The sequence below is a fragment of the Burkholderia sp. genome (assembly GCF_018375725.1).
GTDB lineage: Bacteria > Pseudomonadota > Gammaproteobacteria > Burkholderiales > Burkholderiaceae > Burkholderia.
This window is the reverse complement of the sequence record NZ_JAHACR010000020.1, coordinates 15,463-30,838: the sequence shown is the minus strand read 5'-3', so window position 1 is coordinate 30,838 and position 15,376 is coordinate 15,463. Positions and strand designations below refer to the sequence as shown.

14 protein-coding genes are annotated in these 15,376 nt (G+C 67.2%); 7 read left to right on the top strand and 7 right to left on the bottom strand.

Annotated features, from left to right (window positions below):
- Window positions 1-507, bottom strand: a 507-nt coding sequence (ssb, locus tag KH616_RS05500; RefSeq protein WP_292237915.1) for a single-stranded DNA-binding protein, incomplete at its 3' end; no start/stop codon positions are given.
- A gap of 113 nt (window positions 508-620) precedes the next feature.
- On the bottom strand, window positions 621-1,808 hold the full coding sequence (locus KH616_RS05495) for an MFS transporter (protein WP_292237914.1): 1,188 nt from the start codon (window positions 1,806-1,808) through the stop codon (window positions 621-623).
- Window positions 1,809-2,080: 272 nt separating this feature from the next.
- On the opposite strand from KH616_RS05495, the gene uvrA reads away from it, so the two are divergent.
- Window positions 2,081-4,966 carry an excinuclease ABC subunit UvrA gene (uvrA, locus tag KH616_RS05490; RefSeq protein WP_292237913.1) on the top strand — a complete coding sequence of 962 codons (2,886 nt, stop codon included), beginning with the start codon at window positions 2,081-2,083 and terminating at the stop codon, window positions 4,964-4,966.
- Between the two features lie 313 nt (window positions 4,967-5,279).
- Complete coding sequence (locus KH616_RS05485) at window positions 5,280-6,365, top strand: hypothetical protein (RefSeq protein ID WP_292237912.1); 1,086 nt, start codon at window positions 5,280-5,282, stop codon at window positions 6,363-6,365.
- Window positions 6,366-6,456: 91 nt separating this feature from the next.
- Here the strand turns inward: KH616_RS05485 and purU are convergent, their stop codons facing one another.
- The 5 genes from purU to KH616_RS05460 form a co-directional block, all read right to left on the bottom strand.
- On the bottom strand, window positions 6,457-7,341 hold the full coding sequence (purU, locus tag KH616_RS05480) for a formyltetrahydrofolate deformylase (RefSeq protein WP_292237911.1): 885 nt from the start codon (window positions 7,339-7,341) through the stop codon (window positions 6,457-6,459).
- A gap of 62 nt (window positions 7,342-7,403) precedes the next feature.
- A complete protein-coding gene (locus KH616_RS05475; RefSeq protein ID WP_292237910.1) occupies window positions 7,404-8,249 on the bottom strand; it encodes an NUDIX hydrolase family protein in 846 nt (281 codons plus the stop codon).
- Window positions 8,250-8,260: 11 nt separating this feature from the next.
- Window positions 8,261-8,875: a LysE family translocator gene (locus tag KH616_RS05470; RefSeq protein ID WP_292237909.1), complete on the bottom strand. Its 615-nt coding sequence runs from the start codon at window positions 8,873-8,875 to the stop codon at window positions 8,261-8,263.
- A gap of 26 nt (window positions 8,876-8,901) precedes the next feature.
- Complete coding sequence (locus KH616_RS05465; protein WP_292237908.1) at window positions 8,902-9,468, bottom strand: adenine phosphoribosyltransferase; 567 nt, start codon at window positions 9,466-9,468, stop codon at window positions 8,902-8,904.
- A gap of 75 nt (window positions 9,469-9,543) precedes the next feature.
- Complete coding sequence (locus tag KH616_RS05460; protein WP_292237916.1) at window positions 9,544-11,550, bottom strand: monovalent cation:proton antiporter family protein; 2,007 nt, start codon at window positions 11,548-11,550, stop codon at window positions 9,544-9,546.
- Between the two features lie 118 nt (window positions 11,551-11,668).
- On the opposite strand from KH616_RS05460, the gene kdsD reads away from it, so the two are divergent.
- From kdsD to lptB, 5 genes are read left to right on the top strand one after another with little or no spacing between them, the layout of a single operon-like run.
- The gene (gene kdsD / locus KH616_RS05455; protein ID WP_292237907.1) at window positions 11,669-12,652 is read left to right on the top strand and encodes an arabinose 5-phosphate isomerase KdsD; all 984 of its coding nucleotides are present in this window, start codon (window positions 11,669-11,671) and stop codon (window positions 12,650-12,652) included.
- On the top strand, window positions 12,652-13,188 hold the full coding sequence (locus KH616_RS05450; RefSeq protein WP_292237906.1) for an HAD family hydrolase: 537 nt from the start codon (window positions 12,652-12,654) through the stop codon (window positions 13,186-13,188). The genes kdsD and KH616_RS05450 overlap by 1 nt, the downstream gene beginning before the upstream one ends.
- 3 nt (window positions 13,189-13,191) lie before the next feature.
- The gene (gene lptC / locus KH616_RS05445; protein ID WP_292237905.1) at window positions 13,192-13,806 is read left to right on the top strand and encodes an LPS export ABC transporter periplasmic protein LptC; all 615 of its coding nucleotides are present in this window, start codon (window positions 13,192-13,194) and stop codon (window positions 13,804-13,806) included.
- Window positions 13,807-13,826: 20 nt separating this feature from the next.
- Complete coding sequence (gene lptA, locus KH616_RS05440; RefSeq protein WP_292237904.1) at window positions 13,827-14,492, top strand: lipopolysaccharide transport periplasmic protein LptA; 666 nt, start codon at window positions 13,827-13,829, stop codon at window positions 14,490-14,492.
- Window positions 14,489-15,265 carry an LPS export ABC transporter ATP-binding protein gene (lptB, locus tag KH616_RS05435; RefSeq protein ID WP_292237903.1) on the top strand — a complete coding sequence of 259 codons (777 nt, stop codon included), beginning with the start codon at window positions 14,489-14,491 and terminating at the stop codon, window positions 15,263-15,265. Before lptA ends, lptB begins: the two co-directional genes overlap by 4 nt.
- The last annotated feature ends 111 nt before the right edge of the window (window positions 15,266-15,376 follow it).

Here is a 15,376-nt window from a genome sequence, read left to right as displayed (position 1 = left end):
GCCGCCGCCGGCCGGCGCGCTCGGACGGCTCGTCGCCGCGCCGCCGCCGCTGCCGCCGCGCGCCGCGCCGCCCGCACGGCCACCGCCGCCGCCGCGCTCCATCTGCTCGCCACGGCCGCCGCCGTAACCGCCGCCATAGCCGTCGTCACCACCGCCGCCACCGCCCGAACCGCCGCGGCCGCCGAGCATCTGCATCTGGTCGGCGACGATTTCGGTCGAGTAGCGATCCTGGCCGTCCTGGCCTTGCCACTTGCGCGTGCGGATGCGGCCTTCGATGTACACCGACGAGCCCTTCTTCAGGTACTCGCTGACGATCTCCGCGAGGCGGCCGAAGAACGCGACGCGATGCCACTCGGTCATTTCCTTGAACTCGCCGCTCGCCTTGTCCTTATAGCGATCGGTCGTCGCGAGGCGGATGTTCGCGACCGCGTCGCCGCTCGGCAGGTAACGCACTTCAGGATCGGCGCCGAGGTTGCCGACGAGGATGACCTTGTTGACGGATGCCATGTGTTTCTCCAGTAAATTCGATGCCGGGCCGCCCCCGGGCGGCTCGCGGACTCCGTCGGCCGGCCCTCAGGGCGCCCCGGAAACGCGCCGCCCATGCCGGCCCGGATGATAGATCAGGCCTTGCGCGGCGGCTGTTTCATGCCGGCCGCGATTATAAGCCACACGGCCACCAGCCCTGAGCAGGTCAAGAACACCGTGTTCGGGCCGTCGTGCTTGAGCAGCCAGCCGCCCACGACGCCGCCAAGCGCCAGGCCGATGGACTGCGTCGTGTTGTACACCCCGGTGGCCGCGCCCTTGCGCGAGCCGGGCGCGAGCTTCGAGACCATCGAGGGCTGCGACGCCTCCAGGATGTTGAACCCAAGGAAGTAGACGAACAGGATCGCCGCGATAATCAGGATGGTATGCGGCGCCGTACCCAGCAGCAACTGGCCGATCAGGATAGCGACGATCCCGCCGAGCAGCACCGGCTTCATCTTGGCCCTTTTTTCCGCGACGATGATCGCGGGCACCATCATCACGAACGCGAGGCCCATCACCGGCAGGTAAACCTTCCAGTGCGACGCGACGGGCAGGCCGCCGTCGACGAGCAGGCGTGGCACGACGAGGAACAGCGCGGTCTGCGTCGCATGCAGCACGAGCACGCCGAAGTTCAGGCGCAGCAATTCGCTGTTGTGCAGCACCTCCGCGAACGGCGCGGGCACGTGCACCGGCTTCGCCGCATCCGGCACGACCCACAGCACGACGCCGATCGCCAGGATCGACAGCACGCCGACCAGCGTAAACAGTCCGCTCATGCCGACCCAGTGAAACAAGATCGGCGCGCCGACGATCGCGACCGCGAACGACACGCCGATGCTGCCGCCCACCATCGCCATCGCCTTCGTGCGATTCCGCTCGGAGGTCAGGTCGGCGATGAACGCGAGCACCGCGGACGATACGGCCCCCATACCCTGGATGACCCGCCCGACGATGATCCACGTGATGTCGTGCGCGGACGCGGCGACGAAGCTGCCGATCGCGAAGATCAGCAAGCCCGTGGCGATCACCGGCTTGCGCCCGAACTTGTCGGATGCCCAGCCGTAGAAGATGTAGAGCAGCGACTGCGTGACGCCGTACGCGCCGAGCGCAATGCCGACGAGCAGCACGTTGTCGCCGCCCGGAATGGTTTTCGCGTAGACCGAGAACACCGGCATGATCATGAACAGGCCGAGCATGCGCAGGGCGAAGATCGCCGCGAGCGACGTGGTCGCGCGCAATTCGGGCGCGGTCATGCGAGAGGACGTGGCAGACGGATTGGACATCGGGAATGAATTTCGAATGATCGGAATGTCCGCCCGGCGGCGGGCGGCGAAAGATCCGGGTCGTCGATCCGGCCTTGCGGCACGGGAGCGGCCGGGCCGCCGGCCGGCTGCATCGGGACACTGCCCGGCGCGCCTGAGCCGGCGCGGCACGGTGCCTCGCGAGGCGCCGCCGCGACCTTGCCGGCTGCGGCTGCAAAGGCTGGGAGCACCGAACGACGGTCTCGAAAAGCCGCTATAGTAGCAGGTTTGGTTTCCACCTTTTTGCCAGGTTCATGGAACAGATCCGTATCCGTGGGGCGAGAACCCACAACCTGAAGAACGTCAATCTCGACCTGCCGCGGCACAAACTGGTCGTGATTACCGGGCTGTCCGGATCGGGCAAATCGTCGCTCGCATTCGACACGCTCTATGCCGAGGGCCAGCGCCGCTACGTCGAGAGCCTGTCGGCCTATGCCCGTCAGTTCCTGCAACTGATGGAGAAACCGGACGTCGACCTGATCGAGGGGCTTTCGCCCGCGATCTCGATCGAGCAGAAGGCGACGTCGCACAACCCGCGCTCGACCGTCGGCACGGTCACCGAAATCCACGACTACCTGCGACTTTTGTACGCACGTGTCGGCACGCCTTACTGCCCGGACCACGAGATCCCGCTCGAAGCGCAAAGCGTGTCGCAGATGGTCGACGCGGCGCTCGCGCTGCCGGAGGATACGAAGCTGATGATCCTCGCGCCCGTCGTCGCGAACCGCAAGGGCGAGCACGTCGAGCTGTTCGAGGACATGCAGGCGCAGGGCTTCGTGCGCTTCCGCGTGCGCTCGGGCGGCGGCACCGCGAACGAAGGCGTCGCTAAGATCTACGAGGTCGATTCGCTGCCGAAGCTCAAGAAGAACGAGAAGCACACGATCGACGTCGTCGTCGACCGCCTGAAAGTGCGCCCGGACATGAAGCAGCGCCTCGCCGAGTCGTTCGAGACCGCGCTGCGCCTGGCCGACGGCCGCGCGATCGCGCTCGAGATGGACACGGACAAGGAACACCTGTTCAGCTCGAAGTTCGCGTGCCCGGTGTGCTCGTACTCGCTGCAGGAACTCGAGCCGCGACTGTTCTCGTTCAACAACCCGATGGGCGCGTGCCCGGAATGCGACGGCCTCGGCCAGATCACGTTCTTCGATCCGAAGCGGGTTGTCGCGCATCCGTCGCTGTCGCTCGCCGCGGGCGCGGTGAAGGGGTGGGACCGGCGCAACCAGTTCTACTTCCAGATGCTGCAAAGCCTCGCGGCGTACTACGATTTCGACATCGACACCGCGTTCGAGGATCTGCCCGAGAAGATCAAGAAGGTGCTGCTGTACGGTTCCGGCAAGCAGACGATCCCGTTCTCCTACATCAACGAGCGCGGCCGCACGACGGTTCGCGAACATGTGTTCGAAGGGATCATCCCGAACCTGGAACGCCGCTACCGCGAAACCGATTCCGCCGCGGTGCGCGAGGAACTGTCGAAGTACCAGAACAACCAGCCATGCCCGTCGTGCGACGGCACGCGCCTGCGCCGCGAGGCGCGCTTCGTGCGGGTCGGCACGGGCGATTGCGCACGCGCGATCTATGAAGTGAGCGGCTGGCCGCTGCGCGATGCGCTCGGCTACTTCGAAGGCCTGACGCTCGAAGGCGCGAAGCGCGAGATCGCCGACAAGGTGATCAAGGAAATCGTCGCGCGGCTGACCTTCCTGAACAACGTCGGCCTCGACTACCTGTCGCTCGAGCGCAGCGCCGAGACGCTGTCGGGCGGCGAGGCGCAGCGGATCCGCCTCGCGTCGCAGATCGGCTCCGGCCTCACGGGCGTGATGTACGTGCTCGACGAGCCGTCGATCGGCCTGCACCAGCGCGACAACGACCGGCTGATCGCGACGCTCAAGCACCTGCGCGACCTCGGCAACTCGGTGATCGTCGTCGAGCACGACGAGGACATGATCCGCACCGCCGACTATGTCGTCGACATGGGCCCCGGCGCGGGCGAGCATGGCGGCACGGTGGTCGCCGAAGGCACGCCGAAACAGGTGCAGGCGAACCCGCAGTCGCTGACCGGCCAGTATCTCGTCGGCAAGCGCACGATCGACTTCCCGGACGAACGGCTCGCGCCCGATCCCGAACGGATGCTGCGCATCATCGACGCGCACGGCAACAACCTGAAGCACGTCGATCTCGAGCTGCCGGTCGGCCTGCTGACCTGCATCACCGGCGTGTCCGGCTCCGGCAAGTCGACGCTGATCAACGATACGCTGTACCACGCGGTCGCGCGCCACCTGTACGGCTCGGCGGCGGAACCCGCGCCGTTCGAGGCGATCGAGGGCCTCGAGCACTTCGACAAGGTGATCAACGTCGACCAGTCGCCGATCGGCCGCACGCCGCGCTCGAACCCGGCGACGTACACCGGTGTGTTTACGCCGATCCGCGAACTGTTCTCCGGCGTGCCGACATCGAAGGAGCGCGGCTACGATCCGGGCCGCTTCTCGTTCAACGTGAAGGGCGGCCGCTGCGAGTCGTGCCAGGGCGACGGCGTGCTGAAGGTCGAGATGCACTTCCTGCCGGACGTGTACGTGCCGTGCGACGTCTGCCACGGCAAGCGCTACAACCGCGAGACGCTCGAAGTCCAGTACAAGGGCAAGAACATCAGCGAAGTGCTCGACATGACGGTCGAGCACGCGTACGAGTTCTTCAACGCGGTGCCCGTCGTCGCGCGCAAGCTGAAGACGCTGCTCGATGTCGGCCTGGGCTACATCCGCCTCGGCCAGTCGGCGACGACGCTGTCGGGCGGCGAGGCGCAGCGCGTCAAACTGTCGCTGGAGCTGTCGAAGCGCGACACCGGCCGCACGCTGTACATCCTCGACGAGCCGACGACCGGTCTGCACTTCCACGACATCGCGCTCCTGCTCGAAGTCATCCACCGGCTGCGCGACCAGGGCAACACGGTCGTGATCATCGAGCACAACCTCGACGTGATCAAGACGGCCGACTGGGTGATCGACCTCGGGCCGGAAGGCGGCGCGGGCGGCGGCCAGATCATCGCGCAGGGGACGCCGGAGCAGGTCGCGAAGACGAAGGCGAGCTTCACCGGCAAGTACCTCGCGCCGCTGCTCAAGCGCAACAACGGCAAACGGGCGACGGCCTGACCTTGCCTCGGCGCCCGGCCGCGCGCGTTCTTCCCGCCGTTCCCTCCCCTTTTCCGCCCCGCTGCGCGCCGTCGCCAGCCGTTTCTCCCCGGTTGTCCGATACGCGCGCCAAACGCCGGTTTCCGGACGATAATGGCAGCTATATACTCTGCGGTCGTCAGGTTTTGCACGCGCCCGCCATGCCCGGCGTGCCGCGTGCAGCCGCTGCGCCAGTCGGGCGGGCATGGCGCATGAACGGCCGCCCCGGCCGACAGCTTTGCATGAGATCCGAAAGCGCCGAAGCGCCCACGCCGATCGACACCAGGAACACACGATGGAGAAGCAACAAGAGTCGTCGCGCGAATCGCAGCCGAAAGAGCCACACCTGCGCAGCGTGCGGCTGACGAGCGATTTCAGCCTGCCGAAACTATCGGCGATCGAGATCGGCAGCTATCTCCTCGTCCTCGTCTCGATGTGGCTCGTCCTCGAACTGAAACTGCTCAGCGGCCTGCTGGCCGGCCTGCTCGTCTACCAGCTCGTCCACACGATCGCCCCGGTCATCGAGCGTCACACGACCAGCCAGCGCGCCCGCTGGGTCGCCGTCGTGCTGCTGTCCGCCGCGATCGTCAGCGGACTGGCCGGCCTGACGGTCGGCCTCGCCGAATACTTCGAACACACGGTGCCGAACCTGCAGAATCTCCTCGGCCAGCTGATGCAGATCGTCGAACAGGCCCGCCCCCGGACGCCCGCATGGATCGCGAACGTGCTGCCGGTCGACGTCGAGCAGATGAAGACCAAGGCCATCGTGCTGGTGAACACGCATATGGATCAGCTCCAGCAAAGCGGCAAGAATTTCGCGCGCGGCTTCGGACATGTGCTGTTCGGGATGATCATCGGCGCGATGATCGCGATCAGCGTCGAGCACAACAAGCCGCGCATGCCGCTGTCGACCGCGCTCGTCACGCGCGCGTCGCGCTTTGCCGAGGCGTTCCGCCGGATCGTGTTCGCGCAGATCAAGATCTCGGCGATCAACGCACTCTTCACCGGCATCTACCTGCTCGTCGCACTGCCGGTCTTTCATCAGCGGCTGCCGCTGTCGAAGACGCTCGTGCTCGTCACCTTCATCACCGGTCTGCTGCCGGTGGTCGGCAACCTGATCTCGAATGCGCTGATCGTCGCCGTGTCGCTGTCGGTGAGCATGGGCACCGCGATCGCCTCCCTCGTGTTCCTCGTCGTCATCCACAAGTTCGAGTATTTCCTGAATGCGAAGATCATCGGCGGGCAGATCGAATCGCGCGCGTGGGAACTGCTGCTGGCGATGCTCGTGATGGAAGCGGCGTTCGGGCTGCCGGGCGTGATCGCCGCGCCGATCTTCTACGCGTATGTGAAACGCGAACTGCACGCGTTGCGCCTGATCTGAGGCGCACGCCGCCCCGTTGCGATGCGGCAAACGAAAACGCCGCCCCCGTTGCCGGGGGCGGCGTTTTCACATGTGGCGCCGGGATGCCGCTTCAGCGGAACACGACCGTCTTCGTCCCGTTCAGCACGATCCGGTGCTCGACGTGCCATTTCACCGCGCGCGCGAGCGTCACGCACTCGACGTCACGGCCGATCGCGGTCAGCTGGTCCGGCGTCATGCTGTGATCGACGCGCTCGACTTCCTGCTCGATGATCGGGCCTTCGTCCAGATCGGTCGTCACGTAGTGCGCGGTCGCGCCGATCAGCTTCACGCCGCGGTCGAACGCCTGGTAATACGGCTTCGCGCCCTTGAAGCTCGGCAGGAACGAGTGATGGATGTTGATCGCGCGCCCCGCGAGCTGCTCACACATGTTCGGCGACAGGATCTGCATATAGCGCGCAAGCACGACCAGGTCGGCCTGATGCTCGTCGATCACCTCGAGCACGCGCGCTTCCTGCGCGGCCTTCGCCGCGTCGGACGAGCCGCCGACGAGCGGGAAGTGATGGAACGGGATGTCGTAGCTCGCGGCGAGCTGGTAGAAATCCTTGTGGTTCGACACGATCGCCGGAATCTCGATCGGCAGCTGGCCGGTGCGATAGCGGAACAGCAGATCGTTCAGGCAGTGACCGATCTTCGACACCATGATCACGACGCGCGGCTTCACCGACGCATCGTGCAGTTCCCAGCGCATCGCGAACTGCTCGGCGAGCGGCGCGAACGCCTCGCGCAGCGTCGCGAGCGTGGTCGCGGCGTCGGCACCGGTGCCGTTCTGGTCGAAATGCACGCGCATGAAGAATTCGCCGGTGCGGCTGTCGCCGAACTGCGCCGAATCGAGGATGTTGCTGCCGCGCTCGAACAGAAAGCCCGAGACCGCGTGAACGATGCCGTGCCGGTCGGGGCACGACAGTTTCAAGATAAAGCTGTGATCGGCCGACATGACCGCTACTCCCTTCGTTTTCGTGTTCGTGTATTCGATTGCGTGTGCGCCGCGCAACCGCGTCAGGCGGCCGGCGCGAACAGCGCGTCGATGCCCGCGGCATCGCCGGCTGCGATCCAGCGGTGACGCAGCAGCGTATCCAGTATCGCGAGGCTCGCGTCCATGGTCGCCCGGCCTTCCCGCAGCCAGGCGATCACCTCGGGCACGCCAGCCAGCAGATGTTCGGCGACCTCGCCGTCCTGGTTATGCGGAGCGAAGTCGCCCGGCAGCGGCAGGTCGTAGACGAAGATCAGTTCGGACTGCGTGCCCTCCGGCAGCGAGCTGAGCACCTGCACCGCGCGGCCCGCGATCGCGCGCGCCGCAAGTTCTGCCGGAATGCCGGCTTCTTCCCAGCATTCCTTGGTCAGCGTCTCGTGAACGCCGAGCCCCCAGCCGATACCGCCCGCGACCACGTTGTCGAGCATGCCCGGATCGGTTGCCTTGGTCGCGCTGCGGCATCCGAGCCACATCAGCGGCGCTGGCGTAGCCGCATATTCTACGATGCCGTTCAGGTGCACTGCATAAGTCTGCGTGCCGAAGAAGCGCGACGCCGCGCGTTCGATATACGCGAGCGGCGGATCGTCGAAGCGGTTCCGGATCGCATAGATCTCGTCGCGCCAGCCGGGGATCGCCCCTTCCGCCGCGAGTGCGCCGATCGCACCGGCCAGCGCCATGCTGCGCGCATCGACCGTGTCGTAGCGGTCGGACAGCACGATGCGGTCGTCGAGCCGCTCGAATACGTCGGGCCAGCGCGCGAGTCGCGCCGCATCGGAACGGCGTACCCAGCCGACCGGCTCGCCGGCGATCTCGAAGCGCAGATGCGCGGCCGGATCGAAACGGCGCGCGGCGGCGATGCAGGGAAACGTCATCGGCAACGCCCTCAATCCTTCAGCGCGACACGGATGCCGATCGCGATGAACGTCGCGCCGGCAAACCGGTCGAGCCACACGCCCGCCGTCGGCCTGCGCTTCAGCCAGGTTCCGATCGCGCCCGCGCACACGCCGAACAGCGAGAAGATCGCGGCCGCCTGCAGCATGAAAAGCGCGCCGAGCTCGAACATCTGCAGCGTCACGCCCTGCGCGCCATGCGGATCGACGAACTGCGGCAGGAACACGACGAAGAACAGCGTCACCTTCGGATTCATCATGTTGCCGAGCACGCTCTGGCGGAAGATCGACGCGAGCGGCTGCGACGCGCGCTCGCGCGCGGTCGCGAGCCCCTGGCTGCGCAACGCCTTGATGCCGATCCAGATCAGGTACGCGGCGCCCGCGAGCTTCAGGATCTGGAAGGCGACCGGCGACGACCGCAGCACCGCCGCGATGCCAAGCGCCGCGAGCGTCGTGTGGAACGTCACGCCGGCGGCAAAGCCGAGCGCGGCGACCAGGCCGGCCGCGCGGCCCTGCGAGATGCCGCGCGCCAGCACTTGCAGGTTGTCCGGGCCGGGTGCGAGCGTGATCGCGACCGACGTGGCGAGGAACAGCATGAAATTCGGCATCGTGGCTTCGCTCCGGAAAACGGTGCTCAGTGGCCGGAGAATTCCGTGACCGTATAGACGGGCAACCCGGCGTCACGCAGCAGCGTCGAACCGCCGAGCTCCGGCAGGTCGATGATCGCCGCTCCCTCGACGACGACTGCGCCGAGTCGCTGCAGCAGGTTGCGGCCCGCCATCATCGTGCCGCCGGTCGCGATCAGGTCGTCCATGATGACGACGCGGTCGCCCGGCCGGCACGCGTCTTCGTGGATCTCGACGGTCGCGCTGCCGTATTCGAGCTGATACGACTCCTGCTGCGTCTTGTACGGCAGCTTGCCAACCTTGCGGATCGGCACGAAGCCGACGCTCAGCTCGTACGCGACGATCGGCGCGATGATGAAGCCGCGCGCGTCGAGACCCGCGACGTAGTCGAGCTTCGCGTCGACATAGCGCTCGACGAACAGGTCGACGAGCACGCGCAGCGCCTTCGGGCTCTGCAGCAGCGTCGTGATGTCACGAAACATCACGCCCGGCTGCGGCCAGTCGGGCACGGTGCGGATCTGGCTTTGAATGAAGGCGATGGGATCGAGCTGGGCGCCCGACGACGAATGCGGCATGAAACTCTCCGAAAAAAACGGTGCGCGAAGCTATCGGGCACCGTTCGAAAAATACGGGACAGATTGTGGCGGCGCTCAGGCGACCGCGGCCGGGCCTTCGCGCCGATGGCGCGACAGACGCTCCTCCGCGAGCGCGAGCGCCTCGGGCAGCCCGCGCAGCACGACGATGTCGCTCGCGCGCAGCTTGGTCTGCGGATCCGGCTCGACGCCGCGGATGCCGTGACGGCGAATCGCGGTGACCTCGAGCCCGAGCGCGAACAGCCCGAGCTCCTCCAGCGAGCGTCCGACGGCGTCCGCGCGCGCGTCGACCGGGACAGATTGTAGCCGCACCTGCTCGTGGTCGTCGTCGTCCGTGTCGTCCGCGCCGCGGAAATAGCCGCGCAGCAGGCTGTAGCGCTCGTCGCGCATCTCCTCGACGCGCCGCACGACGCGCCGCATCGGCACGCCGACCAGCACGAGCGTATGCGACGCGAGCATCAGGCTGCCCTCGACGATTTCCGGGATCACCTCGGTCGCCCCGGCGGCGAGCAGTTTCTCCAGGTCGGCGTCGTCGACGGTGCGCACGATCGCCGGCAAGGTCGGCTCCAGTTCGTGCACGTGATGCAGCACCCGCAGCGCGGACGGCGTGTTCGCATAAGTGATCGCCACCGCCTTCGCACGGTGGATACCGGCCGCGAGCAGCGACTCGCGGCGCGCGGCGTCGCCGAACACGACCGATTCGCCGGCCGCCGCGGCCGCACTCACGCGGTCGGGATCGAGGTCGAGCGCAACGTACGGAATGCCTTCGTGCTCGAGCATGCGCGCGAGGTTCTGCCCGGCGCGGCCATAGCCGCAGATGATCACGTGGCCGCGCTGCTTGAGGCTTTGCGTTGCGATCCGCGTCATCTGCAGCGACTGCTGCATCCATTCGGTCGACGACAGCCGCATCACGATCCGGTCGGCGTTCTGGATCAGGAACGGCGCGGCGAGCATCGACAGCAGCATCGACGCGAGAATCGCCTGCAACAGCGTCGCATCGACGAGATGCCGGTCGAGGATCAGGTTCAGCAGCACGAAACCGAATTCGCCGGCCTGCGCGAGCCCGAGGCCCGTGCGCATCGCGACGCCCGGCGATGCGCCGAACAGCCGCGCGAGCCCGGCGATCATCGTGCCCTTGAACAGCACTTGCCCGACGAAGAAGCCGATCACGAGCAGCGGGTGTTCCCAGATCACGCGCGGATCGAGCAGCATCCCCGTCGTCACGAAGAACAGCCCCAGCAGCACGTCGCGGAACGGCTTGATGTCCTCCTCGACCTGGTGCCGGTACGGCGTCTCGGAGATCAGCATCCCCGCGATGAATGCGCCGAGCGCGAGCGACAGGCCGAACCGGTCGGTAATGAACGCCGCGCCGAGCGTGATCAGCAGCAGGTTCAGCACGAACAGCTCCTGCGAGCGCCGCCGCGCGACGACGTTCAGCCAGCGCGTCATGAAGCGCTGCCCGACGATCAGCAGCAGCGACAGCGCGATGACGATCTTGACGGCCGCCAGGCCGAGCGTCATCGCGAGATCCGTCGACGATTCGACGCCGAACGCGGAGATCACGATCAGCAGCGGCACGACCGCGAGATCCTGGAACAGCAGCACGCCGAAGATGTTGCGGCCGTGCCCGGTCTCGATTTCGAGACGCTCGGCGAGCATCTTCGACACGATCGCGGTCGACGACATCGCGAGCGCGCCGCCCAGCGCGACGCTGCCCTGCCACGTGATGTGCACCCAGCGCTCGAACAGCGCGCCGAGCACGACCGCGAGCGCGAGCGTCGCGAGCACCTGCAGCAGGCCGAGGCCGAACACGAGCCGGCGCATCGCCCGCAGCTTCGAGAGCGAGAATTCGAGACCGATCGAGAACATCAGGAACACCACGCCGAATTCCGCGAGATGCTCGGCCCGCTCGAGATCCGACGTGACGCCGAACGCGTGCGGGCCGACCAGGATGCCGACGGTCAGATAGCCGAGCATCGGCGGCAGGTTCAGCGAACGGAACACGACGACGCCCACCACCGACGCGAGCAGCAGCAGGATCGTCATTTCGAGCGGGGAAATCACGGGCAAAGCGTCCTCGTTCGTCAGGGCCACGGCAAGGCGGGCGCGGGATTGGGCCGGGAACCGAGGAGGCCCGGCCCGGGCGGGCGCGGCGAACAAACGCCTTTGCTATACTCCGCGCATGATAGCGAAAATCAATGATGATCGGGCGCTCGCGCTCGCCCGCGACGTGCTCGACATCGAGGCGGACGCCGTGCGCGCACTGCGCGACCAGCTGAACGGCACCTTCGTCGAAGCCGTCGCCCTGCTGCTCGGCTGCCGTGGCCGCGTGGTGGTTTCCGGAATCGGCAAATCGGGGCATATCGCCCGCAAGATCGCGGCCACGCTCGCGAGCACCGGCACGCCCGCGTTCTTCGTTCATCCTGCCGAGGCCAGCCACGGCGACCTTGGAATGGTGACGGAAGACGACGTCTTCATCGGCATCTCCTATTCCGGCGAGTCGGAAGAACTCGTCGCGATCCTCCCGCTCGTCAAGCGGATCGGCGCGAAGCTGATCGCGATGACGGGACGCCCGGATTCGAGTCTCGGCCAGCTTGCCGACGTGAACCTGAACGCCGCCGTCGCGAAGGAAGCCTGCCCGCTCAATCTCGCACCGACCGCCAGCACCACCGCCGCGCTCGCGCTCGGCGACGCGCTCGCGGTCGCCGTGCTCGACGCGCGCGGCTTCGGCTCGGACGATTTCGCCCGCTCGCACCCGGGCGGCGCGCTCGGCCGGCGCCTGCTCACCTACGTGCGCGACGTGATGCGCACCGGCGACGAGGTTCCGTACGTCGGGCTCGACGCGACGCTGGCGGACGCGCTGTTCCAGATCACCGCGAAGCGGATGGGCATGACGGCCGTCATCGACCCGGACCGCAAGGTCGTCGGGATCTTCACCGATGGCGACCTGCGCCGCGTGCTCGAGCGGGACGGCGACTTCCGCAAGCTGCCGATCGCGGACGTGATGACGCGCCAGCCGCGCACGATCGGCGCGGACCACCTGGCGGTCGAGGCGGTGGAACTGATGGAGCGCCACCGGATCAACCAGATGCTGGTGACCGATGCCAACGGTGCGCTGATCGGCGCGCTCAACATGCACGACCTGTTCTCGAAGAAGGTAATCTGATGACGGCTCCGCTGACTGCCGCCGAACGCGCGAGCCGCGTGAAGCTGATGATTTTCGACGTCGACGGCGTGCTGACCGACGGCGGCCTGCTGTTTACCGCCGCGGGCGACGCGATGAAGTCGTTCAACTCGCTCGACGGCCACGGCGTGAAGCTGCTCGGCGAAGCGGGGATCGCAACCGCGATCATCACCGGCCGCCGCTCCGACATCGTCGCCGCGCGCGCGAAGGAAATGAAGATCGCGCACCTGTTCCAGGGCGTCGAGAACAAGATCACCGCCTTCACCGAACTGACCGCCCGGCTCGGCATCGCCCCGGAAGCCTGCGGCTACATGGGCGACGACTGGCCCGACCTGCCGGTGATGCTGCGCTGCGGTTTCGCCGCCGCGCCGGCGAACGCCCATCCCGAGGTGATCGCCCGCGCGCACTGGGTCGCAGAGGCCCGCGGCGGCCAGGGCGCTGCGCGCGAAGTCTGCGATGCCATCCTGCGCGCGCAGCGCCGCTACGACGCGCTGCTCGCAGCCGCCTGCGGAGCCTGACGGATGAGCGGCCGATTCCGCTGGACCCAGCTGCTGCCGCTCGCCGCGGTCGCGGCGCTCGCCGGCATCACCTGGTGGCTGGTGCAGGCGACGCTGCCGCCGCCCGGCGAAGGCATCGCGCAGCCCAAGCGTCACACGCCCGAATATTTCGCCGACAACTTCTCGGTCACCGAACTCGACCAGTCCGGCGCGACCCAGTACCGGCTGACGGCGGCGAAGCTGATCCACTACGAAGACGACGAGAACAGCGTGCTGACCGCCCCGGCGATGCGCGCGTTCCAGCCCGGCAAGCCGGTCGTGACGACGACCGCGAAGCGCGGCATCACCAACGGCGACGCGTCGGTGGTCGACCTGTACGACGACGCGCGGATCGAACGCGCGGCGGGCGGCGGCGACCCGCAGATGCAGGCCGATTCCCAGCATTTCCGGATCTTCGTCAATGACGATGTGATCCAGACTGAAAAGCCGGTTAAACTTCAGCGCGGCCTGTCGGTCGTCAACGCAACCGACGGCATGAAGTACAACAACGTCACCCGGGTCATCGAGCTTTACGGCAACGTGCGCGGCACGATCGCCGCCTCGGACACGTCCGGCGGCTCGAAAGGTCAACCCAAGTAACTCATCCCACGCGTGACCGCATGAACGAACCGTTCCCGTCCCAGATTTACGGCGGCGCCAGGCGCGTCGCCCGCGCCGCGCTTGCCGTGGCGTTCGTGGCGCTCCCGCTGGCCGGGCTGGCGCCGCTCGCGCACGCCGAAAAGGCCGACCAGAACAAGCCGATCAACGTCGAGGCGGACAACCTGACCTACGACGACCTGAAGCAGGTCACCGTCGCCACCGGCAATGTCGTCATCACGAAGGGCACGATCGTCATCAAGGGCGATCGCGTTGAAGTCCGGCAGGATCCGGGGGGCTACCAGTACGCGACGTCCTACGGCAGCGGCCGGAAACACGCGACCTTCCGCCAGAAGCGCGAAGGGCTCGACGAATACATGGACGGCGACGCGGAGCGCATCGACTACGACGGCAAGCAGGATCTGACGACGCTCACGACCGCCGCGACCGTGCGCCGCCTGCAGGGCCTGTCGACGATCGCCGACACGGTGCACGGCAGCGTGATCACCTACGACGGCCAGCGCGACTTCTACACCGCGCGCGGCGGCAAGGACGTCGCCGCGCCGGGCAATCCGACCGGCCGCGTGCGCGCGATGCTGTCGCCGAAGAGCGGCGGCGCAGGCCCGCTGAACGGCGCGCCGGCCAAGCTCGCGCCGTCGACGACACTGCAGGGAGCGCCCGGCCAATGAACGCACTACCGAATCGCCAGCCGGCCGGCACCACCAGCTCGCTCGTCGTCCGCAACCTGAAGAAGCGCTATGGCTCGCGCACGGTCGTCAAGGACGTGTCGCTCGACGTGAAGAGCGGCGAAGTCGTCGGCCTGCTCGGCCCGAACGGGGCGGGCAAGACCACATCGTTCTACATGATCGTCGGGCTCGTGCCGCTCGACGCGGGCGAAATCTCGCTGAACGGCAGCTCGATCAGCCTGCTGCCGATCCACAAGCGCGCGTCGCTCGGCCTGTCGTACCTGCCGCAGGAAGCGTCGGTGTTCCGCAAGCTGACCGTCGAGGAAAACATCCGCGCAGTGCTCGAACTGCAATACGACGACAACGGCAAGCCGCTGACGAAGGATGAGGTCGCGTCGCGCGCCGAGGCGCTGCTCGACGAGCTGCAGATCGGCCACCTGCGCGAGAATCCGGCGCTGTCGCTGTCGGGCGGCGAGCGCCGCCGCGTCGAGATCGCGCGTGCGCTCGCGACCAATCCGAACTTCATCCTGCTCGACGAGCCGTTCGCGGGCGTCGACCCGATCGCGGTGCTGGAAATCCAGAAGATCGTCAAGTTCCTGAAGCAGCGCAACATCGGCGTGCTGATCACGGACCACAACGTCCGCGAGACGCTCGGCATCTGCGATCACGCCTACATCATCAGCGACGGCACCGTGCTCGCAGCCGGCGCGCCCAGCGAGATCATCGAGAACGAAAGCGTGCGCCGCGTCTATCTCGGCGAACATTTCCGCATGTAACGGCGGTCCGCGCCGGCGCGCCCTGCCCGGCACGGCCGCGCGGGGCCGTGCCCCGTTTCGCGGCCGAACTTCGCGCCGCGCGTAATCGCGGATGGCTCAACGCGGCTGGGT